Origin of the sequence: Streptomyces griseicoloratus (genome assembly GCF_014534645.1) — a bacterium.
Taxonomy (GTDB): Bacteria; Actinomycetota; Actinomycetes; order Streptomycetales; family Streptomycetaceae; genus Streptomyces; species Streptomyces griseicoloratus.
The window spans coordinates 16,546-40,941 of the sequence record NZ_JACVQF010000030.1 but is presented as its reverse complement, the minus strand read 5'-3'; the positions used below and the strand labels follow the sequence as shown (position 1 = coordinate 40,941).

21 protein-coding genes and 2 pseudogenes are annotated in these 24,396 nt (G+C 74.3%); 11 read left to right on the top strand and 12 right to left on the bottom strand.

The genetic code is table 11. From position 1 onward, the window contains the following. Window positions 1-1,369, top strand: a 1,369-nt coding sequence (locus H0H10_RS01065; RefSeq protein WP_188178866.1) for an MFS transporter, incomplete at its 5' end; no start/stop codon positions are given. Window positions 1,370-1,429: 60 nt separating this feature from the next. Here H0H10_RS01065 and H0H10_RS01060 read toward each other — a convergent pair. The 6 genes from H0H10_RS01060 to H0H10_RS01035 all read right to left on the bottom strand — a co-directional run bounded on the left by H0H10_RS01060 (window position 1,430) and on the right by H0H10_RS01035 (window position 8,325). Continuing rightward, a complete protein-coding gene (locus tag H0H10_RS01060; protein WP_188178865.1) occupies window positions 1,430-3,400 on the bottom strand; it encodes a helix-turn-helix domain-containing protein in 1,971 nt (656 codons plus the stop codon). 75 nt (window positions 3,401-3,475) lie between these two features. Then, entirely contained in the window at window positions 3,476-4,276 is an 801-nt protein-coding gene (locus H0H10_RS01055; RefSeq protein ID WP_188178864.1) for a 3-hydroxybutyrate dehydrogenase, read from the bottom strand. Window positions 4,277-4,330: 54 nt separating this feature from the next. Then, window positions 4,331-4,810: an NUDIX hydrolase gene (locus H0H10_RS01050; protein WP_188178863.1), complete on the bottom strand. Its 480-nt coding sequence runs from the start codon at window positions 4,808-4,810 to the stop codon at window positions 4,331-4,333. Window positions 4,811-4,878: 68 nt separating this feature from the next. Further along, on the bottom strand, window positions 4,879-6,492 hold the full coding sequence (gene lnt / locus H0H10_RS01045; protein ID WP_188178862.1) for an apolipoprotein N-acyltransferase: 1,614 nt from the start codon (window positions 6,490-6,492) through the stop codon (window positions 4,879-4,881). Between the two features lie 399 nt (window positions 6,493-6,891). Continuing rightward, on the bottom strand, window positions 6,892-7,434 hold the full coding sequence (locus tag H0H10_RS01040) for a hypothetical protein (RefSeq protein WP_188178861.1): 543 nt from the start codon (window positions 7,432-7,434) through the stop codon (window positions 6,892-6,894). Between the two features lie 105 nt (window positions 7,435-7,539). Further along, the gene (locus H0H10_RS01035; RefSeq protein WP_188178860.1) at window positions 7,540-8,325 is read right to left on the bottom strand and encodes a glutamate racemase; all 786 of its coding nucleotides are present in this window, start codon (window positions 8,323-8,325) and stop codon (window positions 7,540-7,542) included. A gap of 12 nt (window positions 8,326-8,337) precedes the next feature. On the opposite strand from H0H10_RS01035, the gene H0H10_RS01030 reads away from it, so the two are divergent. Then, window positions 8,338-9,582, top strand: a complete 1,245-nt coding sequence (locus H0H10_RS01030; RefSeq protein WP_188178859.1) for a glycosyltransferase — start codon at window positions 8,338-8,340, stop codon at window positions 9,580-9,582. Between the two features lie 19 nt (window positions 9,583-9,601). Here the strand turns inward: H0H10_RS01030 and H0H10_RS01025 are convergent, their stop codons facing one another. Further along, entirely contained in the window at window positions 9,602-10,906 is a 1,305-nt protein-coding gene (locus H0H10_RS01025; protein WP_188178873.1) for a TerD family protein, read from the bottom strand. 296 nt (window positions 10,907-11,202) lie between these two features. Between H0H10_RS01025 and H0H10_RS01020 the strand changes: the two genes are divergently transcribed. The 4 genes from H0H10_RS01020 to H0H10_RS01005 all read left to right on the top strand — a co-directional run bounded on the left by H0H10_RS01020 (window position 11,203) and on the right by H0H10_RS01005 (window position 15,915). After that, on the top strand, window positions 11,203-11,646 hold the full coding sequence (locus tag H0H10_RS01020) for a DUF6643 family protein (RefSeq protein WP_188178858.1): 444 nt from the start codon (window positions 11,203-11,205) through the stop codon (window positions 11,644-11,646). Window positions 11,647-11,689: 43 nt separating this feature from the next. Further along, the gene (locus tag H0H10_RS01015; protein ID WP_188178857.1) at window positions 11,690-12,517 is read left to right on the top strand and encodes an MOSC domain-containing protein; all 828 of its coding nucleotides are present in this window, start codon (window positions 11,690-11,692) and stop codon (window positions 12,515-12,517) included. Between the two features lie 194 nt (window positions 12,518-12,711). Next, window positions 12,712-13,317, top strand: a complete 606-nt coding sequence (locus H0H10_RS01010; protein WP_188178872.1) for an Rv1733c family protein — start codon at window positions 12,712-12,714, stop codon at window positions 13,315-13,317. 159 nt (window positions 13,318-13,476) lie between these two features. Further along, window positions 13,477-15,915: a right-handed parallel beta-helix repeat-containing protein gene (locus H0H10_RS01005; RefSeq protein WP_188178856.1), complete on the top strand. Its 2,439-nt coding sequence runs from the start codon at window positions 13,477-13,479 to the stop codon at window positions 15,913-15,915. Here the strand turns inward: H0H10_RS01005 and H0H10_RS01000 are convergent. After that, window positions 15,885-18,281, bottom strand: a complete 2,397-nt coding sequence (locus tag H0H10_RS01000; protein WP_309141699.1) for a hypothetical protein — start codon at window positions 18,279-18,281, stop codon at window positions 15,885-15,887. The genes H0H10_RS01005 and H0H10_RS01000 overlap by 31 nt on opposite strands. A 325-nt stretch (window positions 18,282-18,606) precedes the next feature. On the opposite strand from H0H10_RS01000, the gene H0H10_RS00995 reads away from it, so the two are divergent. Together H0H10_RS00995 and H0H10_RS00990 are read left to right on the top strand one after the other, a co-directional pair. Further along, window positions 18,607-19,428 carry a DeoR/GlpR family DNA-binding transcription regulator gene (locus H0H10_RS00995; protein WP_188178855.1) on the top strand — a complete coding sequence of 274 codons (822 nt, stop codon included), beginning with the start codon at window positions 18,607-18,609 and terminating at the stop codon, window positions 19,426-19,428. Window positions 19,429-19,546: 118 nt separating this feature from the next. Further along, window positions 19,547-20,020 (top strand): SRPBCC family protein, encoded by a 474-nt coding sequence (locus H0H10_RS00990; RefSeq protein WP_188178854.1) that lies wholly within the window; start codon window positions 19,547-19,549, stop codon window positions 20,018-20,020. A gap of 22 nt (window positions 20,021-20,042) precedes the next feature. On the opposite strand, the gene cds1 is transcribed toward H0H10_RS00990, so the two are convergent. Further along, window positions 20,043-21,167 carry an L-cysteine desulfhydrase Cds1 gene (cds1, locus tag H0H10_RS00985; RefSeq protein ID WP_188178853.1) on the bottom strand — a complete coding sequence of 375 codons (1,125 nt, stop codon included), beginning with the start codon at window positions 21,165-21,167 and terminating at the stop codon, window positions 20,043-20,045. A 343-nt stretch (window positions 21,168-21,510) separates the two neighbouring features. On the opposite strand from cds1, the gene H0H10_RS00980 reads away from it, so the two are divergent. Then, window positions 21,511-21,834, top strand: coding sequence for a hypothetical protein (locus tag H0H10_RS00980; protein WP_188178852.1), 324 nt, complete (start codon window positions 21,511-21,513; stop codon window positions 21,832-21,834). A gap of 185 nt (window positions 21,835-22,019) precedes the next feature. Next, window positions 22,020-22,553 carry an ATP-binding protein gene (locus H0H10_RS00975; RefSeq protein WP_188178851.1) on the top strand — a complete coding sequence of 178 codons (534 nt, stop codon included), beginning with the start codon at window positions 22,020-22,022 and terminating at the stop codon, window positions 22,551-22,553. 302 nt (window positions 22,554-22,855) lie between these two features. Here H0H10_RS00975 and H0H10_RS00970 read toward each other — a convergent pair. The 3 genes and pseudogenes from H0H10_RS00970 to H0H10_RS00965 form a co-directional block, all read right to left on the bottom strand. Next, window positions 22,856-23,104, bottom strand: a pseudogene (locus H0H10_RS00970) (hypothetical protein); the annotation flags it as partial. After that, window positions 23,101-23,262 (bottom strand): annotated as a pseudogene (locus H0H10_RS39490) (ABC transporter ATP-binding protein); the annotation flags it as partial. The pseudogenes H0H10_RS00970 and H0H10_RS39490, both read right to left, overlap by 4 nt. Then, complete coding sequence (locus tag H0H10_RS00965; protein WP_188178850.1) at window positions 23,259-23,540, bottom strand: SHOCT domain-containing protein; 282 nt, start codon at window positions 23,538-23,540, stop codon at window positions 23,259-23,261. The pseudogene H0H10_RS39490 and the gene H0H10_RS00965, both read right to left, overlap by 4 nt. 180 nt (window positions 23,541-23,720) lie before the next feature. Here H0H10_RS00965 and H0H10_RS00960 point away from each other — a divergent pair, with 180 nt between their 5' ends. Continuing rightward, a complete protein-coding gene (locus H0H10_RS00960; protein WP_188178849.1) occupies window positions 23,721-24,293 on the top strand; it encodes a TetR/AcrR family transcriptional regulator in 573 nt (190 codons plus the stop codon). Window positions 24,294-24,396: the final 103 nt, after the last annotated feature.

Here is a 24,396-nt window from a genome sequence, read left to right as displayed (position 1 = left end):
TCCACCGACGCCGAACAACCTCAAGCGCATCGTCGCCGCGTCCCTCATCGGCACCACCATCGAGTGGTACGACTTCTTCCTCTACGGCTCTGCCGCCGCGCTCGTCTTCAACAAACTGTTCTTCCCGGAGTCCGACCCCCTGGTCGGCACGCTGCTGTCGTTCCTGACGTACGCCGTCGGGTTCGCCGCCCGGCCCCTGGGTGCCCTGGTCTTCGGGCACTACGGCGACCGGCTCGGACGCAAGAAGCTGCTGGTGCTGAGCCTGCTGATGATGGGTGGGGCGACCTTCGCCATCGGGCTGCTGCCCACGCACGCGACCATCGGCACGGCCGCTCCCGTGCTGCTGACCGTGCTGCGGCTGGTGCAGGGCTTCGCGCTCGGCGGTGAGTGGGGCGGGGCCGTCCTGCTGGTGTCCGAGCACGGGGACGCGCGGCGGCGCGGGTTCTGGGCCTCGTGGCCGCAGACCGGTGCGCCGGCGGGGCAGCTGCTCGCGACCGGTGTGCTGTCGCTGCTGACGGCCGTGCTGTCGGACTCCGCGTTCGGCAGCTGGGGCTGGCGGATCCCGTTCCTGCTCTCCGGTGTGCTCGTGATCGTCGGTCTGTGGATTCGTCTGTCCGTCGACGAATCGCCGGTCTTCAAGCAGGCGCTGGCGCAGGCCGAGGCACGAAGGACCGAGGCACGCAAGACCGAGGCCGAGCAGCTTCCGCTGATCGCCGTGCTGCGGCACCACTGGCGCGACGTGCTGGTGGCGATGGGCGCGCGCATGGCGGAGAACATCAGCTACTACGTCGTCACCGCCTTCATCCTCGTCTACGCCACCACCGAGGCCGGCGTCTCCAAGCAGACCGCGCTCAACGCCGTACTGATCGCCTCGGCCGTGCACTTCGCGGTCATCCCGGCCTGGGGCGCGCTGTCCGACCGGATCGGCCGCCGGCCGGTGTACCTGCTGGGGGCGGCGGGCGTCGGCCTGTGGATGTTCCCCTTCTTCCGGCTGATCGACACCGGCGGCTTCGGCAGCCTGATCCTCGCGGTGACCGTGGGCCTGGTGCTGCACGGCGCGATGTACGCACCCCAGGCGGCGTTCTTCTCCGAGATGTTCGCCACCCGGATGCGCTACTCCGGTGCTTCCATCGGCGCCCAGTTCGCCTCGGTCGCGGCCGGCGCGCCGGCGCCGCTGATCGCCACCGCGCTGCTGTCCGACACCGGCAGTTCCACCCCGATCGCCCTCTACGTCATCGCCGCCTGCGTGCTGACGCTGATCGCCGTGGGCGTGGCGAAGGAGACCCGGCACCGGGACCTCGCCGAGGTCGCCTCGCCCTCGGACGAGGAGCCGGCCGCTCCTCGGGCGGCGGACGCGCACACCGTCTGAGCACGGCCCGCCACCGGCCCCCGTACGCCGCGCCTACGGGGGCCGCCCCGCGTACGGGGGTCAGCGCGGTGCCGGCGCCGACAACCGGTGCAGCCGCAGGGCGAGTTGGATCTCCAGCACGCGTGCGGGGCTCTGCCAGTCCTCGCCGAGGAGGCGGCCGACCCGCTCCAGGCGCTGGGCGACCGTGTTCACGTGGACGTGCAGCTCGTCCTTGGTGCGGGCGGGGCTCATCCCGCAGGCGAAGTACGCGTCGAGGGTGCGCACCAGCTCGGTGCCGCGCCGCTCGTCGTACGCCACGACCTGGCCGATGGTGCGGTCGACGAAGCCCGCTATGTCCCGGTCCCCGGCCAGGAGCAGTCCGAGGAAGCCGAAGTCCTCGGCGGCGGCGCCGTCCCCGGAGCGGCCCAGCAGACGCAGGGCGTCCAGACACCGTCTCGCCTCGGTGTACCCGGCGGCCACGGCTTCCGGATCGGCCACGAGGTCCCGCACGGGGGCCGAGGCACCGACGGTGACGGCCTCGTGGACGGCCGTGCCGAGGTGCCGGGCGGTGCGGCGGGCCAGGTCCGCGGCGCCGTCCCGGGCGCCGAGGGGCAGCAGCAGTACCGTGCCCCCGTCGCGGGCGGCGGCCAGGCCGTGCCGGGTCGCCGCGAGGTGCGAGGCCGCGGCCCACAGACGTCTGCGGGCGTCCGCCTCCTGCTCGGCATCGGCTGCGGGGGCGTCGAGGCGGGCCGCGAGCACGACGTGGGTGGCGTCGAGGTCGGCGCGCAGCCTGGCGGCGCGCTCGCGCAGCAGGCGCGGGTCGCGGTCGCGGGCGTCGAGGAGGTCGTCGAGCAGTTCGCCCCGGACGCGCTGTTCGGCCTCGGCGGCCGACCGCCGGGCGAGCAGCAGCAGGGAGGTGACCATCGCGGCGCGTTCCAGGGTGCGCTGGTCGACGGGGTCGAGCCCGGGGTGGCCGCGCAGCACGAGTGCGCCGAGCAGTTCGCCGCCGGCGGCGACGGCGGCGATCCAGTCGTCCTCGTGCCGCACCGCGTGTCCTTCGGCGCGGGACGCCTCCAGGGCGCCGGCCGGTGCGGCGGCGGCCTCCGTGAAGTCGACGGTGCCGTCGAGGACCTGGGACACGGCGGCGGCCACGTCGTGGACCCCGCCGCCGCGCAGGACGAGTTCGGCGAGCCGGTCGTGGACGTCGGAGGCCCGCTCGATGACGCCGCTGCGGTCGCGGATGATCTCGTTGGCCCGCTCCAGTCCGGCGAGGGCCGAGCGGGTCTCGGCGAGCAGGTTGGCGGTGTCGATGGCGGCCGCGGCGAGGGCGGCGAAGGAGCCGAGCAGCGCGATCTGCTCCCGTTCGAAGACCCGGGCGCGCCGGTCGGCGGCGAACAGCACGCCGATGACGTGGTGCCCGAGCATCAGGGGCACGCCGAGGATGGCGACGAGCCCCTCGTCCCGCACGCCCGCGTCGATGGTGCTGGTGTGCTGGAAGCGGGCGTCCTTGAAGTAGTCGTCGGTGACGTAGGGACGGGCGGTCTGGGCGACCAGGCCGCCCAGGCCCTCCCCCATGCCGAGGCGCAGCTGCTGGAAGCGGGCCGCGACCGAGCCCTCGGTGACGCGCATGTACGTGTCGCCGCGGTCCGGGTCGTTGAGGCTCAGGTATGCCACGTCGGTGCCGAGCAGGGAGCGGGCGCGCTGCACGATCGCCCGCAGCACGGCGTCCAGGTCGCGCAGCCCGGCCAGGTCGTGGGCCGTCTCGAACAGGGCGGACAGTTCTGCCTCACGCCGGCGCCGGCCCTCCAGCTCGGAGCGCACGCGCAGCGCGAGCAGCTTGGCCCGTTCGAGCGCGGCGATCCGCTCGGCGGGCGCCCCCTCCGCGCGGGCGAGCAGCACCGGCTGCTCGTAGGCGTCGGCCGAGGCGCCCCTGGCCAGCAGCTCCAGGAAGGGCGCCTCGGCGTCCGCCGGCACCGGGGCGGCGGCATCGCCGGCCGCCGCTTCGGCGGTGTGGGCCGGGCGCTCGGCGGACTGCACGTGATCGCGAGACATGCTCACAGGATTCCTCATCGCACGGCCGCCCCGGCAGCCCTGTGGAAAACCCGGCGGCCGGGGCCCCGCTGCCGCTCAGTGCGCGGTCCACCCGCCGTCCAGGACGAGCGAGGTGCCGGTGACGAAGGACGCCGGCGGGCTGCAGAGGTACGCCACGGCCTCGGCGACCTCCTCGGGTTCGATGAGCCGCCGCACGGCGCTGTCCCGCAGCAGCACGTCCGTCAGCACCTGCTCCTCGGGGATGCCGTGGGCCCGTGCCTGGTCGGCGATCTGCCGCTCCACCAGCGGGGTGCGTACGTAGGAGGGGTTGACGCAGTTGGAGGTGACCCCGTGTGCGGCTCCTTCGAGGGCGGCGGTCTTGGACAGCCCCTCCAGTCCGTGCTTGGCGGACACGTAGGCCGCCTTGTAGGCGCTGGCGCGCAGGCCGTGGACGGAGGAGATGTTGACGATGCGGCCCCAGCCCTGCCCGTACATGTGGGGCAGGGCGCCGCGGATGAGGCGGAAGGGCGCCTCCAGCATCACGGTGAGCACGGTGTGGAAGACGTCCGGCGGGAAGTCCTCCAGGGGGCGCACGAGCTGCAGTCCTGCGTTGTTGACCAGGACGTCGGTGCCGGCGGCGGCGAGTTCCGCGGCGTCCAGGTCGGTCAGGTCCAGGACGTGCGGTTCGACGGTGCCCGCGAGGTCCGCGGCGCGCTCGGCGAGGGCGTCGAGGCCGGCGGCGTCCCGGTCGACCGCTCTGACCTTGGCTCCGGCGGCGGCCAGCCGCAGGGCGCAGGCGCCGCCGATACCGCCGGCGGCGCCGGTGACGAGGGCGGTGCGGCCGTCGAGGTCGAGCGAGGGGGCGTGGGGTGCCGGGGGGACGCTGGGCGAGGTCATGTCCCGACCCTAGGCAGCCCCCGCCCCGCACCCCATGTGGGCACGCCCCATAGTTCAGCTGGAACCAGTGGGGTCGAACCATGTGGGGGCGTCGGACAGCGCCTGCTTGATCCGGAACACCCCGAACTCGTCCAGGTCCGGCAGGGAGTCCACCTCGAACCAGTCCACGTCGAGCGACTCGTCGTCGTTGACCCGCGCCTCGCCGCCGACGGCCCGGCAGCGGAACGTGATGTCCATGAACTGGCACACGTCACCGTTCTCGTACGTGACCGGCTTCAGCGCCTGGACGAGGATCACCCGCTCCACGACGCAGCGCACGGCGGTCTCCTCCTCCACCTCGCGCACGGCGCAGACGGCGGGCTGCTCCCCCGGTTCCGGGATACCGCCGATCAGCGACCACCGCCGCGTGTCGGACCGCCGGCCCAGGAGCACTCTGCCCTGGTCGTCGAAGACGACAGCGGTGACTCCGGGGAGCCACAGGAGCTGCCGGCCGGCCGAGGCACGGATGGTGTGGATGAAGTCGGGAGTAGGCATGCGTCCGACCCTAACGGGCCGGTCGGGCCGCTCCCGGCGCTGCCGAGGGGCGTGGGACGGGCGTACGGCTACACGTCACCGGCGCGTCGCCCGCGCACACCCGCGCCGACGGCCCAGCCGAGCCCGCCCGCCGCGACGAGCACCAGGGCGATCTCCGGCGCCACGCCCAGCTCCGTGGCCGGCGTCCGGGAGGAGCGCAGCGGCACCTCCTGGACCAGGGAGTCCGCCACGAACATGCCGGTGCGCTGCGTGATCCTGCCGTCCGGCATGATGATCGCGCTGACGCCGCTGGTCACCGGCACGGTGACCGTCCGGCTGTGCTCGACGGCGCGGATGCGGGACATGGCGAGCTGCTGGTAGGTCATCTCGCTGCGGTCGAAGGTCGCGTTGTTGCTCGGCACGGAGATCATCCGGGCGCCGTCGGTGACCTCGGAGCGCACGGCCCAGTCGAAGGCGGCCTCGTAGCAGGTGACCAGACCGACCTGGGCGCCGGCCATGGTGAACACGCCCGGTTCGGTGCCCCGGCTGAAGTCCTGGCGGACCATCGACGTCCAGTCCTCGTTGATCGCCCCGATGAGCGGGCGCAGCGGGAGGTACTCGCCGAACGGCTGGATCTGCCGCTTGTCGTAGGTGTCGACGGGTCCCTTGTCCGGGTCCCAGAGGATCTGCTCGTTGAACAGTTTGCCGTCGCGCTCCACGACTCCGCCGACGGAGATGGGGGCGCCGATCGCCCTGGCGGCCCGGTCGATGACGAGGCGGGCGTCGGCGTTGGCGAACGGGTCGATGTCGGAGGAGTTCTCCGGCCACAGGACGAAGTCGGGCTGTTCCGCCTTGCCGGCCTTCACCTCGGCGGCCAGGCGTTCCGTCTCGCGCGCGTGGTAGTCGAGGACGGCCCGTCGCTGGGAGTTGAAGTCGAGGCCCGCGCGGGGCACGTTGCCCTGGATGACGGCGACCGTGGCGGTGCCGTCCTGCGCCGCGCTGCTGACCAGCGGCCGGGCGGCCACGGCGGCCACGACGGGTACGGCCACGCCGAGCAGGGCCGCTGCCGCCGCGCCCCGCCGCACGGTGCGGGTGCGCCGTGCCCGGACGGCCAGGCGTACGACGTCGTACAGGGCGAAGCCGCACAGGACGACCGCGAAGCCGAGTACGGGTGTGCCGCCGAGCGCGGCGAGCGGGAGGAACACGCCGTCCGCCTGCCCGAACGCGATCTTGCCCCAGGGGAAGCCGCTGAACGGCACGCGCGCGCGTGCGGCCTCCCCGGCGATCCACACCGCCGCCGCCCACACCGGCCAGGCGGGCAGCCTGGACACGGCGGCGACGCCCGCGCCGACCAGGGCGACGAAGACCGCCTCGATGGCGACCAGGGCCAGCCAGGGTCCGGGGCCCACCTCCACGCCGGTCCACACCAGCAGTGGCAGCAGGAAGCCGAGGCCGAAGAGGTAGCCGAGGCCGAGGCCCGCCTTCCAGCCGCGTCCGCGCAGTACCCACCCGAAGACGGCGAAGGCGGGCAGGGCCAGCCACCACAGGGTGCGTGGCGGGAAGCTGACGTAGAGCAGCACTCCGGAGAGCGCGGCCGCGGCGGCCGGGAGGAGACGCATGAGCCGCGCGGCGGCGCCCGACGCGGGCGCGGTCCGCGGCTTCAGCTCGTCCGACTCTCCGACGGAGGTTGCGGTGACGGTCACCCGGGGAGTGTACGGCGAGTGACTTTGCCGCCGACAGCGCGGTCCGCGGGCCGGCAGCGTGCGCGGCGGACCCGTGCCGCATCGTTTCGGCACAACCGCGTTCCGAGCCGTCCCCGATCCGCCGACCGGTCGTTGCGGTGTGCCGCAGCCCCGGTCGTACGGCCCGGACGAGCCGGGCGGCGGGGCCCGTCGGGGCCGGGCGGGACGCGGCGCGGGACGCGTACGGGTGCGAGAGGGACGACGGCCGGAGGCGGTCCGGAGGCGGCCGACCGCGGACGCGGCGCGGTGGAGGTGGCGGAGGCGGCCGCCGCCCGCCCGCTCACGGAGGAGCCGCCCGCGCGGGCGGCCGGGGCACGGTGGCCCGGCGACCGGCTACCCGTGACCGGCCGCGCCGGTGGCTCAGTGGGCCGGGCCGGGGGACTTCGGGCGCAGGCGGTCCTTGATGACCTGTACGGCCGCCTCCGCGTCGTCCACGGTGATCGTGAAGGTGTGGCCGTCCCAGAGCCGCAGGATCACGCCCTCGCCGCGCCGTACGACGACGGCGGTGCCCTTCTCGGGGCGCCAGCGGTAGCCCCAGCCGCCCCAGTGGCGCGGAGTGACGTGCGGGGTGAACTCGGCTCCGGCGACGTGGGAGAGCGGGATGCGGCGGCGGGGCACGCCGATGTGGCCGCAGCGCACTTCGAGGCACTCCTGGTCGACTCTCAGCGCGACGTGCACGAACGCCAGCGTGCCGAAGAGGACCAGCAGTCCGGCGGCGATGCAGCCGACGACCGCCATGACGAGCGGGGCGATGCCCGATTCCCAGGCCGAGTCGACGGCCAGCGTGATGCCGAGCGCCAGACAGGCGGCGCCGATCAGCGCCAGCAGCCACTGGACGCGGTTGGTGGCACGTCCGGTCCAGACGTCCGGATGCGGGGCGCTCTCGCCGTGGCGATGCCTCATGGCTAAGAGACTACTCAGGTTTCGCTGCGCGGGTACCTCGTGGCGGAGGGTGACTGGGCCGACCGGGTGCGCGCCGTGACGGGCGGCGCCGGACGGGGCCGGCGGTCAGCGGGCCGGGCTGACCGCCCTCAGGAGCCGGCCCTCCTCGTAGGCCAGGGCGGGCGCGGGCAGTGCGCCCTCCCGTCCGCTCAGCAGCACGGTCAGGGTGCCGTCGGCCGGGGCTCCGGGCTCGGGCTCGGCGCCGATCCGGCGCAGCGCCTGTGCGGCGACGGCGCCGGCGGAGCCGTGCAGCACGAGGGGCGGGAAGCCCGGGCGCTGCACGGCGGCACGGATGCGCTCGGCGACCAGCTCGTAGTGCGTGCAGCCCAGGACGACGGTCGTCACGTCGTCGGGGGTGAGTGCGGCCGCCGCCGCGACGGCGGCGTCGATCGCCGGCTCGTCCGCGTGCTCGACGGCCTCGGCGAGCCCGGGGCAGGGCACCTCGGTGACCTTGGTGCCGTCGGCGAACTCCTCGATGAGACCGCGCTGGTACGGGCTGCCGGTGGTGGCCGGCGTCGCCCAGATCGCGAGGGGGCCGCCTCCGGCCGCGGCCGGCTTGATCGCCGGGACGGTGCCGATGACCGGCAGGGCCGGCTCCAGCAGGTCGCGCAGCGCGGGCAGCGCGTGCACGGTCGCGGTGTTGCAGCCGACGATCAGGGCGTCCGGCCGGTGCGCGGCGGCGGCCTCGGCCACGGCGAGGGCACGCTCGGTGAGGTCCTGGGGTGTCCGTGGTCCCCACGGCATGCCGTCGGGGTCGAGGGAGAGGACGAGATCGGCGTCCGGCCGCAGGCGCCGTACCGCGGCGGTGGCCGCCAGCAGACCGATTCCGGAGTCCATGAGCGCGATCTTCACCCGGCCACCTTAATGGATGGGGCGTGGCGGGCCGGGCCGGTGGGGCAGACTGCGCACGTGAGCGCCGTTGCGTGGACCGCCGCCGTATCCCTCGCCGCCTGGCTGTGGCTGCTGCTCGCCCAGGGGTTCTTCTGGCGTACGGACGTCAGGCTTCCGGCCCGCCGGGAACCGGAGGTGTGGCCGTCCGTGTGCGTCGTGGTCCCGGCGCGGGACGAGGCCGCGGTCCTGCCGGCGAGCCTGCCGTCGCTGCTGGCCCAGGAATATCCGGGGCGGGCGGAGGTCTTCCTGGTCGACGACGGCAGCACGGACGGCACCGGGGAGCTGGCGCGCGAGCTGTCCGGGCGGCAGGGCGGTCTGCCGCTCACCGTGGCCTCGCCGGGCGAGCCGCCGGCGGGCTGGACGGGCAAGCTCTGGGCGGTGCGGTGCGGCATGGCCCTGGCACGCGCGCGTGAGCCCGAGTACCTGCTGCTGACGGACGCCGACATCGCGCATGCGCCGGACAGTCTGCGGGAGCTGGTGGCCGCGGCGCGCTCCGGCGGTTTCGACGTCGTCTCGCAGATGGCCCGGCTGCGGGTGGAGAGCGCCTGGGAGCGGCTCGTGGTGCCGGCCTTCGTCTACTTCTTCGCACAGCTGTACCCCTTCCGGCGGATCAGCGGGGAGCGGACCGGGAAGAAGGGGACGAAGAAGACGCGGACCGCCGCGGCGGCGGGCGGCTGTGTGCTGCTGCGCGCCGAGGCCGCCGAGCGGGCGCGCATCCCGGACGCCATCCGGCAGGCGGTGATCGACGACGTGGCCCTCGCCCGGGCCGTGAAGGACAGCGGCGGCCGGGTCTGGCTGGGGCTGGCCGACCGGGTGGACAGCGTGCGCCCGTATCCGCGGCTGCACGATCTGTGGCGGATGGTGTCGCGCAGCGCGTACGCCCAGTTGCGGCACAACCCACTGGTGCTGGCCGGCACGGTGGCCGGTCTGACGCTGGTGTACCTGGTGCCGCCGGCCGCGGTGGTGGCCGGCGCGGCGGCGGGCAGTGCGGCGACGGCGGTCCCCGGTGCCCTGGCGTGGCTGGTGATGGCGGGGACGTACCTGCCGATGCTCCGGTACTACCGGCAGCCGCCGTGGCTCGCCCCCCTGCTGCCGTTCACCGCGTTCCTGTACCTGCTGATGACGGTCGACTCCGCGGTGCAGCACTACCGGGGGCGCGGCGCGGCCTGGAAGGGCCGCACCTACGCCCGTCCGGACGCCGTGCCCGACGAGGGCTGAACGCCCGCCCCGCGGAGCTTCACTTGCGGCCGGGGGTCCAGTTCATGCCCCACCCGTAGGCGTAGTCGATCGTGCGCTGCGGGCTGACGCCGCGCTCGGGCACCAGATAGCGGGCCTCGCGCTGGACGACCAGGTCGGAGCCCGTGTTGGTGATCAGGGCGAGGGCGCACACCGTCGAGGGGACCGTGCACTCGTCGAGCGAGAAGTCGATGGGTGCGCCGTACTGCGGCTGGAGAGTGACGGTGGCGTGCAGGTCGGCGAAGGAGCGCGCCCCCTCGTAGATGGTGACGAAGACGAGGATGCGCCGGAAGTGCTGCTTGTGGTCGAGGTTGATGGTCAGGTTCTCGCCGGTCGCCACCGCGCCGGTGCGGTCGTCGCCGTCGAGGTGGATGAAGGGCGGCTGGTGCAGCGAGCCGAAGGCGTTGCCGAGGGCCTGTACGACTCCCTTGCTGCCGTCGCTGAGTTCGTACAGGCAGCACAGGTCGAGGTCGAGGTCGTCGTGCATGGCGACGGGGCGGCCGAGTTTGCGCGCCCAGCCGGAGAACTGTTTGCGCACCTGCCAGTTGAGGTTCACGCGCATGGCACCCGAGGTGCCGCCCTGTTTGGTCAGCGAGACCGTCGGTGCCGCCTTGGTGAGCGTCACCTTGGTGAGACGGACCGGCTCGGGGGAGGGTGCCGCGGACGGGGGCGGCGGGGCGGCCGCGGGCGTCGCCGCAGGGACCGGGGGCGGTGGCATGGTGGCCGGCGGGGCCGGCGGGGGCACGGCGGCCGAGGGTGCCGGTGCGGCGGCCGGGGATGCCTGCTGCGGCTCGTCCACCGTGATGCCGTAGTCCGTGGCCAGTCCTTCGAGGCCGCTGCCGTAGCCCTGGCCGACGGCCCGGAACTTCCAGGCGCCCTGGCGGCGGTAGAACTCGCCCAGCACGAACGCCGTCTCGACCGTCGCCCCCGGGTTGTCGAAGCGGGCCACCACGGTGTTCTGCGCCGCGTCCCGCACCTCGATGTACAGGTCCGGGACCTGTCCGAACGACCCGCCGTCCGCGGAGGCGGCGACGATGACGGTCTCGATCGCCGGCTCCACGCGCGCGAGGTCGACGAGCAGGGTGTCGGTCACCCGGCCGCCGCCGTCGCGCTTGCCCTCGTGCCGGACCGCTCCGGAGGAGTGCGCCGGCTGGTTGTAGAAGACGAAGTCCGCGTCGGAGCGGACCTTCCCGCCCACCAGGAGCAGTGCCGAGGCGTCCGCGTCGGGCACGCCGGGGCCGGATCGCCAGCCCAGTTCGACCCTCAGTGCCGTCGACGGCACCGGGGTGTTCGACCCTTTCGACATTGACATGTCCGCCCCCATCACGTGTCACCGCGCCGGGCAGCGTCCCGGCCGTACGCCAAGTTTTCCGCGCCCAACTTATTCCTCCCGCCGCCCGTACCCCACGGGGAGAGTGCGAAGTCCTCGGGACAACCGCCGGTAACCCGCCCGGAACTCGGCCTTTACACGAAGATCGCCTCGCGCGCCGCCCCTTTTTGCCAAGTTCGCTCGCATTGGGGATACCGGGTCACTCCGGACACGTAAAACAACCCTCTTATCGGTCTCCCCAACCAGCACATCGTGGGCTTAACTTATGTGCCATGACCTCCCCCCGCTCCACTTATGGCGGCGGCTACTACTCCGCCTCCTTCCCGGACACCCCGATCTACGACTCGCTCGTGGCCGAGCGCGGCACCCCGCAGATCGCCCCGATCCGGGTCCCCGCCGCGTACGACGCGCCGGGCAGCCACCTGCCCGCGCTCCCGTCGGCCCTGCCCGCCCTCCCGGCGGCACCGTCCCAGCCCTCCTACGGCTACCCGCAGCAGGCGCCGCAGCCCGCCCCTCTCCAGCAGGCGCCCGCCCCTTACATCCCGCAGCAGGCCACCGCTCCGCGCGGCTACCCCGGCCCGATGCAGCAGCCGCAGCAGCCCCGTCCGGCCGCACCCGGTCCGGCGGGTTACGAGGCGATGCGCCCGGCCGCTCCCCGCCCCGCTCCGGCGCCCTACCAGGACCCGTACAACAACCAGCAGTACCGCGGCTACTGAGCCGCTCTCCCGGGCTGTCGCCGCCACCTGGCACGATGGCCGCATGGGGAACGCGCTGCTGCAGTCGATTCACGTCCATCCGGTCAAGGCGTTCCGGGGCCTGGCGCCCCGGGAGGCCGAAGTGGAGCCCTGGGGGCTGGCCGGAGACCGCCGCTGGATGCTGATCGACGACGGGGGAAAGGTCGTCACGCAACGACAGCAGCCGCGCCTCGCGACGGCCGCCGCCGAGCTCCTGCCCGGCGGCGGCGTCCGTCTGTCCGCGCCCGGCAGACAGCCGCTCGCGGTGCCGGTGCCCCGTCCCGTGGACACGGTCCCGGTGGAGATCTTCCGTGACAAGGTCGAGGCCGTCCCGGCGCAGGACGAGGCCGCGCACGCCTGGTGCAGCGCCCTCCTGGGCACGCGGGTGCGGCTCGTGCACATGGACGATCCCGCCACGCGCCGGCCCGTCGACCCCGAGTACGCGCTGCCGGGCGAGACGGTGTCCTTCGCCGACGGCTATCCGCTGCTGCTCACGACCGCGGCCTCCCTGGACGCCCTCAACTCCCTGATCGCCCGGGGCGAGCACGCCCACGAGGGGCCGCTGCCGATGAACCGCTTCCGGCCCAACGTGGTGGTGGCGGGCACCGAGGCGTGGGCCGAGGACGACTGGTCGCGCATCGCGATCGGCGAGGTCTCCTTCCGCGTCGCCAAACCGTGCGGGCGGTGCGTGGTGACCACCACCGACCAGGAGACGGCCGGACGCGGCAGGGAGCCCCTGCACAGCCTCGGGCGGCACCGGCGCATCGGCGGCAAGCTGGTCTTCGGACAGAACCTGGTGCCGCTCGGCCGCGGCACGATCCGGGTCGGCGATCCGGTCCGGGTCCTCGACTGAGACCACCGCCCCCTCCCCGGAAGCCGGGCCGGCCCACGGGAACCCGGTCCGCGTCCCGGGCGTTGGGTTTCGGTGAGAAGTTCATGAGAGACCCGGCCGGGAGCCGCCGCGGAAGGCCGAGCGGCACCGGTCCCCGGCGGGCCTCGCGTGAGCGGCTCGACGGGGGCGGCAGGGAGCGGAAGGGGGTGCGCAGGGTGCGGGCGATCAGCGGACTCTGGCGCTGGCGGCACAATTCGCTGCGCCGTGCGACCGACCTGGCCGAGGCATGGGTGGCCCTGGTCGCCCTGGTGCTGATCCTGTCCGTCGCGCCGCTGGCCGGCGCGTTCGCGGGCGGCGCGGCCCAGGACGCCCTGGAGCGCTCCGTCCACGACCAGCACCGGTCCCGCCACCTGGTGACGGCCACGGTGGTGCGCGAGTTGGACCGCTCCCCCCTGAGCATCGACCCGGAGACCGCCCCCGCCGGGGACCTGCGCAGCCGGGTCCTCGCCGACTGGACCGCGCCGGACGGCTCCGACCACCACGGCCCGCTGCTGGCGAACATCGACGACCCGCACCCGGGCGACCACTTCCCGATATGGACGGACGCGCACGGCCGGGCGGTCGCCCGCCCCCTGGACTCCGCCACCGCGGCGACGCACGCCGTCCTCGCCGGGGTCGGCGCGGCCCTGGCCACCGCCGGCCTGATCGAGACCGCGCGGCGGCTGATCGTCTGGCGCATGGTCCGCCGCCGGTACGCGCGTTGGGAGCAGGCGTGGGACCGGGCGGGCCCCGACTGGGGCAGGACCGGCACGGGCAGCTGACCGGCTTCCGCCTCCGGTCAACCCGCCGTCCGCGCGCACGCTACGGTGGACCGGCCGAACCCGTTCGGCATCAACCCGCGTGTGAGACAACCCCGGGGGCCGCAGCGCTCCGAGGGCGAACCAGCCATCAGTACGACGAGGTGGGGGCACAGCAACGCCATGGCACAGGGCACGGTCCAGGTGACGCACACCGGCACGTCGCGGTGGCGGCGCCGCACAGGCGAGTACGCATCGCTCGCCGCCGCTCTGGAGGCCGCGGCCGACGGGGACATCCTCACCATCGCCCCCGGCACCTACCGGGAGAACCTCGTCGTCCAGCGGGCGGTGACGCTGCGGGGCCCCGAGGGGGCCCAGGGTTCGGTACGGATCGCGCCCGTGGACGGCGTGCCCCTCACCGTGCGGGCCTCGGCGGTGGTGCAGGACCTGCACGTGGAGGGACAGGACGCGGCCGCTCCCGCCCTGCTCGTCGAGGAGGGCACGCCGGAGCTGCTGGACGTCCGGGTGGTCACGCGCTCCGCGTCCGGCATAGAAGTCCGCGGCAGTGCCCGGCCGACCGTGCGGCGCTGCACCGTCGACAACCCGGCCGGCATCGGCATCTCCGTCCTCGACGGCGCGGGCGGGGTGTTCGAGGAGTGCGAGGTCGTGTCGGCCGGCCAGGCCGGGATCGCGGTGCGCTCCGGAGCGCATCCCCGGCTGGAGCGCTGCCGCGTCCACCACGCCGCCGGCTCGGGGCTGACGGCGACGGGCGAGCACTCCGCGCTGGAGGCCGTGGGCTGCGAGGTCTACGAGGTGCGGGGCAGCGGGGTGCAGATCACCGGCCGGGCCACCGCGCACCTCACCGACTGCGACGTGCACCGCACCACCGCCGACGGTGTCACCCTGGACACCGACGCCGTGCTCACGCTGGCCGACTGCCGCATCCACGACATCCCGGAGAACGCGGTCGACCTGCGGTCCCGCTCCGTCCTCACGCTGACCCGCACCAGCGTGCGGCAGTTCGGGCGCAACGGCCTGTCGGTGTGGGACCCGGGCACGCGCGTGGACGCCAACCAGTGCGAGATCTTCGACAGCACCGGCGACTATCCGGCGGTCTGGGTCAGCGACGGAGCGACCGCGGTCCTGGACTCCTGCCGGGTGCACGACGTGCCGGACGCCCTGTTCGTGCTCGACCGCGGCTCGCGCGCGGACGTCGTCGACAGCGACCTGTTCCAGGTGCGCAACACGGCGGTGTCGGTGAGCGACGGTGCCACGGCCCAGCTCGACGACTGCCGCATCCGGGACGCGGCGACGGGCGCCTGGTTCCGCGACCACGGCAGCGGCGGCACCCTCAACAACTGCTCCGTGGACGGCACCCGTACGGGCGTGATCGTCACCAAGGGCGCCGACCCCACCATCGAGCGCTGCACGGTGGACTCCCCCTCGGAGGCCGGCGTCTACGTGTCCGCCGGGGGCCGCGGCAGCTTCCTCGGCTGCCGGGTGACCGGCAGCGCCGGATACGGCTTCCATGTGATCGACGGCTGCCGCACGACGCTGCGCAAGTGCCGTACGGAGCGCTGCGCGCGCGGGGGGTACGAGTTCGCGGACGGCGGTCCGGACGCGTCGTCCGACTCCGGTCCGCTCGTCGAGGACTGCACGAGCGACGAGAGCGGCGGCCTTCGGCCGCCCGCCGCCCGGGAGACGGCCGTTCAGACGGTGAGCCGGTCGCCGGGTCTGCTGGGCGCGATCCCCGGGCAGCGCAGTACCGAGCAGGAGCCCCTGATCGCGGCCGCCGGGCCCGAGGAGCCGGCCCGTTCGTCGAAGGCGGTGCTCGGCGAACTGGACGCGCTGGTCGGCCTGGACAGCGTCAAACGCGAGGTGCGGGCCCTGACCGACATGATCGAGGTGGGCCGGCGCCGGCAGCAGGCGGGCCTGAAGGCCGCGTCGGTCAAGCGGCACCTGGTCTTCACCGGCTCCCCCGGCACCGGCAAGACGACGGTCGCCCGTCTCTACGGCGAGATCCTCGCCTCCCTCGGCGTGCTGGAGAAGGGCCACCTGGTCGAGGTGTCCCGGGTCGACCTGGTCGGCGAGCACATCGGCTCCACGGCGATCCGCACCCAGGAGGCGTTCCAGCGGGCCCACGGCGGTGTGCTCTTCATCGACGAGGCATACGCGCTCTCCCCGGAGGACGCCGGCCGCGACTTCGGCAAGGAGGCCATCGACACGCTGGTGAAGCTGATGGAGGACCACCGGGACTCGGTCGTGGTGATCGTCGCGGGCTACACGGCGGAGATGGAGCGGTTCCTGTCGGTCAACCCGGGGGTGGCCTCCCGTTTCTCACGGACGATCACCTTCGGCGACTACGGGCCCGAGGAACTGCTGCGCATCGTGGAGCAGCAGGCCGACGAGCACGAGTACCGGCTGGCGCCGGGAGCCGCGCAGGCGCTGCTGGCGTACTTCGCGGCGATCCCCAAGGGCCCCGCGTTCGGCAACGGCCGCACCGCGCGCCAGACCTTCGAGGCGATGGTCGAGCGGCACGCGAGCCGGGTCGCCCAGCTGCCGGAACCCAGCACGGACGACCTGACCCTGCTCTACGCAGAGGACCTGCCCGAGCGGCCCTGAGGCCCGTCCGACGGGGCGTGTGGCTCCGCGGGTTCCTCGTCCGGCGGTGCGGTCCGCCGCGGTGCCGGTACGTCGGTGCGGAGCCTGCCGAGCAGCCGCTGCCGCTCCTCGGCGAAGGCCGGGTCGGCCTGGTAGTCGGAGTGGCCCAGGATGGGTGCGGGCAGCGGGTGGAGTTCGGTGCGGCCGTAGGTCAGCGGGTCCTTGAGGGGTTCCCGGTCCACGGCCGGGCCCGAGTCGCCGGGCAGCCGCACCGGGCCGCCGATGGGGTCGGTGCGCCGGTACAGGTTGCGCCAGCAGTCGACCTCCTCGTGCAGGGAGCCGAGCGCGGCCGGACCGAAGTGGGCCGGGAACCAGCGGCCGTAGAGCCGTTCCAGCGGGGAGCCGTACGTCAGCAGGGCGACCCGCCTGCGGGCGGACGGCGCGAGCTGCCAGGCCGCCGCCGCGGCGAGCACGCTGCCCTGCGAGTGTCCGGAGATCACCAGCCGCCCGCCCGTGGCCCGGGTCCAGGTGGCCATGCGCCAGGTCAGGTCGGGCACCGCGCGCTCGGCGTAGCAGGGTGGTGCGAAGGGGTGGGCGGCGCGCGGCCAGAAGGTGCCGACGTCCCACAGGATGCCGATGGTGCGCCGGGCGGAGGCGTCCTTGTAGGCGCGTCGGCCCCAGGTGACGAACAGTATGAAGCCGAGGCCGATGAGCCAGGAGCCCAGTGCCTGGGCGGTCTGCGCCGCGCCGTGGAGGAAGGCGTGCGTTCCGCGGGTGGCGTCGGCCGGTGCCCGGTCGGTGGTCAGGGCGCCGGCCAGGGCTCCCGCGCCCAGCAGCAGGGTGACGGCGGACGTGACGGCGACGACGAGGGGCGCCCGGTCGGTGAGGCCGGCCATCGCGCGGGCGGTGGCGATACGGCGGGTGCGTCCCGGGTCGCCCGCCTCGCCCTCGTGATCGCCTTCCACGGCGGCGCGTTCGGCGCGGGCGATGCGCCAGGTGCTCCGGGCGAGCGCGCCGCACAGCAGCAGCACGACGACCAGGAGCGGCGGGATCACGGACGCCTGCCAGGTCAGCAGCACGGGCGGGCCGTCGAGGGACGTGCCGGTGCCGTCCAGCCAGTCCGACACCCGCTGGGCGACGCCGCCGGACATGACCCCGCCCAGGGCGCAGGCCAGCATCGCGACGGCGGGTCCGCCGAGGCCGCGCATGGCGGTGCGGGCGGTGGGCCGGGTGCGGTGCAGCAGGTGGGCGACGACGCCGAGGGCGATCACGAGCAGCCCCTGCACCAGGGCGATGCCGCCGAACGTCATGTCCCCGGGCAGCCGGCCGGCCGACGTCCACCCGGGCCGGTCCCAGCCGCCGTAGAGCAGGGCGAGGGCGAGCAGGGCGAGGGCGGCGAGCGGCAGGCGTCGTACGAGGTGCTCGTCGAGTTCGCGGTCGAGGCGCCGCTCGCTGCGGCCGCGGCGGCAGACCACCCCCAGCACGGCGACCGCGCCGGCGATCAGTGCCGCCTCCAGGAGCCACCCGAGCGCGTCGAGCAGGGCGGGCCCGCCGGGCCGGCGGTCGTGGCGGGCCGCCGGGGCGGCGACCGCGGCGGCGACCGTCAGCAGGGCGGCCGCGGTGTGGGCGGCGCGCAGCCGGGCGACCAGGCGGCGGCCGTACCAGAAGCCGGGGCGGCCGAGCGCGGTGTGGCCGGTGTCCTCCTCGGGGTCGCGGTCCATGGGCTGCTGGGACTCGTACGCCCTCCAGGTGCGCAGGGACAGGTACCACAGCAGGCCGGTGAGGGCGGCGGGCACCGCGGCCGCGAGGGCGAGCCTGCGGCCGGGCAGGCTCCACCAGCCGCCGTCCGACACCTCCGGTGACAGGAAGCCCAGCCAGGAGTGGCGTTCGGCGCACGCGCGCGTGCCCGCGCACTGCCACGCCGCCAGGTCGACGGCGACCTCGCAGGCGGCGGCGACCAGCAGCACCGTCAGGGTCAGTCCCGCGAGCCGCACCAGCAGCCCGTACAGGCGGACCGTGCGCGCCCGGCCCTGGGCGGGGGGCCGCATCCAGTGGGCGAGGTTGACGACCATGAACGGCAGGAGCAGCAGCCACAGGGCGCGGCTGCCGTTGCCGGAGGTGAGGTTGGACCAGACGTACGCCTCGGGCACGGGCCGGCCCCGGTAGTCCTCGGGCCGGGTCTCGGCGTCGGCGTCCTCGGCGCGCCGGAAGACGGCCGCGACGTCGTCGCCGGTGACCCGCACCGTCCGCGGGTCCTCCAGCATCTCCTGCGGTGTCGCACCGCCCACGCCGTGGACCAGGAGTTCCAGGGCGGTCCCGGTGCTCCCGGGCCGCGGGCCGGGGTCGCCGGGTCCGTCCGTCCCTGCCCGTCGCTGTGCCTGTTCCACTGCTCGCACTCCCCCGTGACGTGCCGTCGGCTGTGTCGCTGCGGGCACAAGGATCTCTCCCCGAGCGGGCTGCGCACACCCGGGCGCACCGAATCTCCCCGATCCGTGGGAGGGATGGCGCCGCGGTGAGGCGCGGGTGACATGAGGGCGTCGGGCAGCCGGTGACGCGGCCCGTGGCGGGGCGTGCGAGGATGGGACGTCCGCGCACCGGAGCGGGGAGCACTTCTCGTCGACGGAGGTCCCCCTGGTCGGGCGGGGTCGAGGGCCCCGGGGAGGGTGCGCCGGGCGTGTCGGACGGTTTTGCGGAGAAAGGACCGGAGCGTACGTGAGCGAGAATCAGAACCTCCTCGCGGAGCAGCGGCGGGCCCTGATCCTCGACGAGGTCCGCCGCCGGGGCGGTGTCCGGGTCAACGAGCTGACCCGCAAGCTCGGCGTTTCGGACATGACCGTCCGCCGCGACCTCGACGCGCTGGCCCGGCAGGGTGTGCTGGAGAAGGTGCACGGCGGCGCAGTGCCGGTGGCCGAGGCGAGCACGCACGAACCGGGGTTCGAGGCCAAGTCGGGCCTGGAGCCCACCGCCAAGGAGGACATCGCGCGGGCCGCCGCGGAGCTGGTCGCGCCGGGTGCCGCGATCGCGCTGTCCGGCGGCACGACGACGTACGCGCTGGCGCACCGGCTGGTGGACGTGCCGGATCTCACGGTGGTGACGAACTCGGTGCGGGTGGCCGATGTCTTCCACGCGGCGCAGCGCACCTCGGGCGCGCGGCAGGGCGCGGCCACGGTGGTGCTGACCGGCGGCGTGCGCACGCCCTCCGACTCGCTGGTGGGGCCGGTCGCCGACCAGGCGATCGCGGCGCTCCACTTCGACGTGCTGTTCCTCGGTGTGCACGGGATATCGGCCGAGGCCGGGCTGTCCACGCCGAACCTCGCGGAGGCCGAGACCAACCGGCGTCTGGTGCAGTCGGCCCGGCGCGTCGTGGTGGTCGCCGACCACACCAAGTGGGGTGTGGTGGGGCTGAGTTCGTTCGCGACGCTGGACCAGGTCGACACGCTGGTGACGGACGCCGGTCTGCCGGCCGGGGCGCGCGCGGAGGTCGCGGAGCATCTGCGGCTGGTCGTGGCCGGCGAGCCGGACGAGGGTGAGTGACCGGCCGGACCACGGCGACGGAGCGATGCCCCGCTGACACCCGCCGCGGCCCCGGCTATGGTGGCGCCACCCGGCCGCCCGCAGGCCGGCCGCGTCCGCGGTTCACGAGGGGGTGTCCATGGCTCACCGTCTGCGTCCGGTGGGGCTCGACTTCGTCGAGTCCGCTCCCGTACGCCTGGTCTTCGCGCGGGAGATCTCCGCGGCCCCGGAACCGGTCTTCCGGGCACTGGCCGAGGACGTGCCCGGCTGGACCGCGTGGTTCTCGGCGGTGACGTCGGCACGGTCCACCGGTGAGGGGGCGGGGCGCGAGATCCGGCTGCGGGGCGGCACGCGCTTCGAGGAGACGATACTCGTGGCGCGCCGGCCCGAGGTGTACGCCTACCGCGTGGACGCCACCAACGCGCCGGGCGCGCGGGCCCTGGCCGAGGAATGGCGGCTGACGCCGGCCGGGACCGGCACGCATGTGCGGTGGACGTTCGCGGCCGACGGCACGGCGCCGTTCCGTTTCGTGCTGAACCGCGCCCGTCCGGGTCTGGGGAGGGCGTTCCGGGGCGCGGTCACCGCGCTGGACCGGCGGCTGAGCCGGCCGTAGTCCCCCCGGGGGGCACCTGCCCTCAGTCGGGCCAGACGCCGGTGTTCAGCAGGGAGTCGATCGCCGCCGTGTAGGGCCCGATGTCCATGCCCTGCCCGGCGAGCCACGCGTCGGAGTAGTACTTGTCGAGGTAGCGGTCCCCCGGGTCGCACAGCAGGGTCACCACGCTGCCCTCGCGGCCCTCGGCCACCATCTCGGCGACGATCTTCAGCGCGCTCCACAGCCCGGTGCCCGTCGAGCCGCCCGCCTTGCGGCCGATGACCCGCTCCAGTGCCCGCACGGCGGCGACGCTGGCCGCGTCGGGCACCTTCATCATCCGGTCGATCGCGCCGGGCACGAAGCTCGGTTCCATGCGCGGCCGGCCGATGCCCTCGATGCGGGAGCCGCAGTCGCAGGTGACGTCCGGATCGCCGGTGGTCCAGCCCTCGAAGAAGCAGGAGTTCTCCGGGTCGGCGACGCAGACGCGGGTGTCGTACTGCATGTAGTGCACGTAGCGCGCGAGGGTTGCCGAGGTGCCGCCGGTGCCGGCCGTGGCGACGATCCAGGCCGGCTCCGGGAACCGCTCCAGACGCAGCTGACGGAAGATCGATTCGGCGATGTTGTTGTTGCCTCGCCAGTCCGTGGCGCGTTCGGCGTAGGTGAACTGGTCCATGTAGTGGCCGCCGGTCTCGGCCGCGAGGCGGGCGGACTCCTCGTACATCAGGCGGGAGTCGTCCACGAAGTGGCACCGCCCGCCGTGGAACTCGATCAGGCGGATCTTCTCGGCGCTCGTCGTGCGCGGCATCACGGCGACGAAGGGCACGCCGATCAGCTTGGCGAAGTACGCCTCCGAGACGGCCGTCGAGCCGCTGGACGCCTCGATCACCGGACGGTCCGGCCGGATCCAGCCGTTGCACAGGCCGTAGAGGAAGAGGGAGCGGGCGAGCCGGTGCTTGAGGCTGCCGGTCGGGTGGGTGGACTCGTCCTTGAGGTACAGGTCGATGCCCCACTTCTCCGGCAGCGGGAAGCGGAGCAGATGGGTGTCGGCCGAGCGGTTGGCGTCGGCCTGGACCTTGCGCACGGCCTCTTTCAGCCACGCCCGGTAGGCGGCGTCACTGCGGTCGACGTCGAGGGTCGCGCCGGTCCGGGTCTGCTGGGGGGTGCTCACGACGGGGCTCCTTACGCTGCGCGCCGACGGCGCGTCGCGCGGCCGGCACCCCCGATCATAGGCACCTTCCACACGCTTCTCACCTGCATAAACACACCTTTGAGGGCCTCAAAGACGGCCCTGGGAAGGCGTGTGCGTCCGTGCTGGGGGGCGCATTCGCGCGAGTGCTCCGGGCGGCCCCGGGAAGACCGGCTCGCGCACTGGTGCTCGGCAGCGCGGAGGGGCAGACTTCACCGGGCGGGACGAGTTCCCGCGCGGGCGCACACTGGAGGACGTATCGAGCCGGTACCGGCCCACCCCGGTGCAGGGTTCGGCACACCGACGCGCACGAGGGGGCGCTGGCATGGCGGAGCCGGAGTTCACGGCCACGGGGGTGCGGATCGGCAAGCGGCTGCGCTCGCTCACCCGGGCCGGGCAGGTCCGGATCAGCGGCGGCAGGCTGGAGTTGCTCACCAGCTACGGCAGCGAGATCGACAGCGCACCGGTGCAGGCGGTGCGTGCCTCGCGGCCCTGGTTCGCCGCGGAGGACCGGGCGCTCGCCGATCTGAACGGCAAGCGGTACCTGCTGACCCTCGGCGAGCGGGACCCCGCGCCGGGCGAGCCGGGGCCGCCCGCGGCACGCCGTTTCATCGAGGCGGTGCGCAGGGCGGCGGGGCGCAAGAACTGAGATGTCCGTAAGTTGCGGTGCCCTACCCCTTGCGTCACGCTGGTCTCACGTCACTCTGGGTTTACCGGCGATAACGCTGCGAACCAGCCCGCCGGCCACGACAGCAGGCGGCGGCTTGACGCGCGCGGCCAGCTGGATCCGTACTCCGTGTTCTTCCGGACCTCTTACGTCGGGGAGTCGCAGCCGTGATCAGTCACCCAAGCAGGCACTGCACGGTGGAGCTCCAAGCCCTGCCGTCGCGGATCGGCCAGGTCCGCAGAATCGTATCTGCGCAGTTGCGCTACTGGCATTTGGATTCCCTGATCGACCGGGCGGCGCTCGGTGTGACGGAGCTGTTGACCAACGTCCACCTGCATGCCCGCCCCGACAAGACATGCACCGTGGAGATAGAGCTGACGCTCGACCGGCTCACCGTCTCGGTGCGCGACCACGACCCTCGTCTGCCCGTGGTGGACGATGCCGATCCGCTCGCGACCTGCGGGCGCGGGCTGGCCATGGTGGCCGCGATGAGCGAGAGCTGGGGCGCCCGGCCGGACGGCGAGTCCGGCAAGGTCGTGTGGTTCTCGCTGCCGACGGCCGCCACGGCGCCGCCCGTCTCCGCGCGGCCGCGGCGGCGGCTGGTCGAGGAGGTGCCCGCCGCCGCGTTCTCCGAGGCCGAGACCGCCGTCGACCTCACGGCGCCGCAACCCGCTCCCGCCCGGTCGGCCGTTGTCGGCTGACCGGGCGGTGACCATCGGCCGCCACGGGCCCCGCGGCCACCGGTGCCGGCCCTCCGCACGGGCGAGCGGGAGCGGCGGCGCACCGGCCACCGGAGCCGGGGACACGCACACCCGGACCGGCGTCCCCGGGCCCACGGCGCCGCGGTCCGGCGCCGCCCGGCTGTGCGGTGACATCGGTGGCTCCGCGGCGTCCGGTGCCCGCGGTCGCGGGGCGTCGCAGCCGCGGGCCGCGGCGGCCCCGGGCCGGGGTGACCGTGGGTGGGTGCGCTGCGGGGCGTCGTCGGGCCTGCCCGCGGGGATCGTCATTCGGTGGCGATGGCCCGCAGCACGTTCAGGCGGGCCGGCCGCGGCCCCGCGAGGGCGTCGGCCGCGAGACCCACCAGGGCCACCGCCGCGAGCTGCGCCGGCGGCACCGCGAAGGTGAACGCGCTGTCCGACGCGCCGTCGGACGCCTTCACCAGCACCCGGCCGAGGAAGGAGCCGAGACCGAGCCCGCCGGCCGTGCCGAAGGCGGCGACCAGGACCGATTCCCGGCGCACCATGGCCCGGACGTGCCGGAGCCGGAGGGGCCCATGACGGCGGCGAAGCGTCCGGCCGGGAAGTCCACGCTCACGCCGGCCAGGGCGCGTACGGCGGTGTCGCCGCCGCCGTACACCTTCACGGCGCCGACGGCCCGGACGGCGGTCCGGGTGTGGGTCGTCGTGGTCATGCCGCACCGCCCTTGCCGGTGCGGCCGAACCGCTCGTCCAGGACGGACAGCCGGCGCCAGTACTCGTCCTCGTCGATCTCGCCGGAGGCGAAGCGGTGGCCGAGTACGGTGATGGGCGAGTCGTCCGCGGCGGCGGGCCGCCAGGGACCGCCGCGTCCGCGCCGCACCGTGCGGCGCAGCAGGGTGATGCCGCCGGCGATGACCAGCGCCCAGATCACCGGGAAGAACAGGATCCACGGGCCGGGCCCGCCGTCGCCGAAGTGCGCCAGGGTCTGCATGCCGTTCCACTCCTCGGATGCGATGTCGTCGTGTGCCGCTTACGAGAGTCGTCCGGGGAGGGGGCCGGGGGCGTCGTACGGCCAGCGGCAGTGTGCGTACCGCGCGGGGAGTAGGCGGAGCGTCCGCCGCTGCTCCTCGCACCCTGGATTTCTGTAACTACTAGTATGTACAGTGATGGCATGAGCACCTCGGAGCGACTGATCGAGTCCACCCGCGAACTGCTGTGGGAGCGCGGCTACGTCGGCACCAGCCCCAAGGCGATCCTGGAGCGCGCCGGCGCCGGCCAGGGCAGCATGTACCACCACTTCAAGGGCAAGCCCGACCTGGCGCTGGCCGCGATCCGGCGGACCGCCGAGGAGATGCGGGCCACCGCCGAGGGAGTGCTCGGCGGGCCGGGGACGCCGTACGAGCGCATCGCGGCCTATCTGCGGCGTGAGCGCGACGTGCTGCGCGGATGTCCGGTCGGGCGGCTGACGATGGATCCGGACGTGATGGCCGACGCCGCGCTGCGCGCCCCCGTCGACGAGACGCTCGACTGGCTGAGGGAACGGATCGCCGGAATCGTCGAGGAGGGCAAGGCGCAGGGCGGCTTCGCGGCGTCGCTGGAGAGCGAGGAGGTCGCGGCGGCCGTCGTCGCCACCGTCCAGGGCGGCTACGTCCTGGCCCGCGCGTCCGGCTCGCCCGCCGCCTTCGACGCGGGCGTCCGGGGTCTGCTCTCCCTGCTCTCCGCGCACAACACCCGTACCGAGTAGAGGAGTCCGCGCACGTGCACATCGCCCAGCGGCGCCCGGCACCCCGCGTCGAGGCCGCCGTGGACCGCACGACCACCGACCGGGGTGCCGGACCCCTGGACGA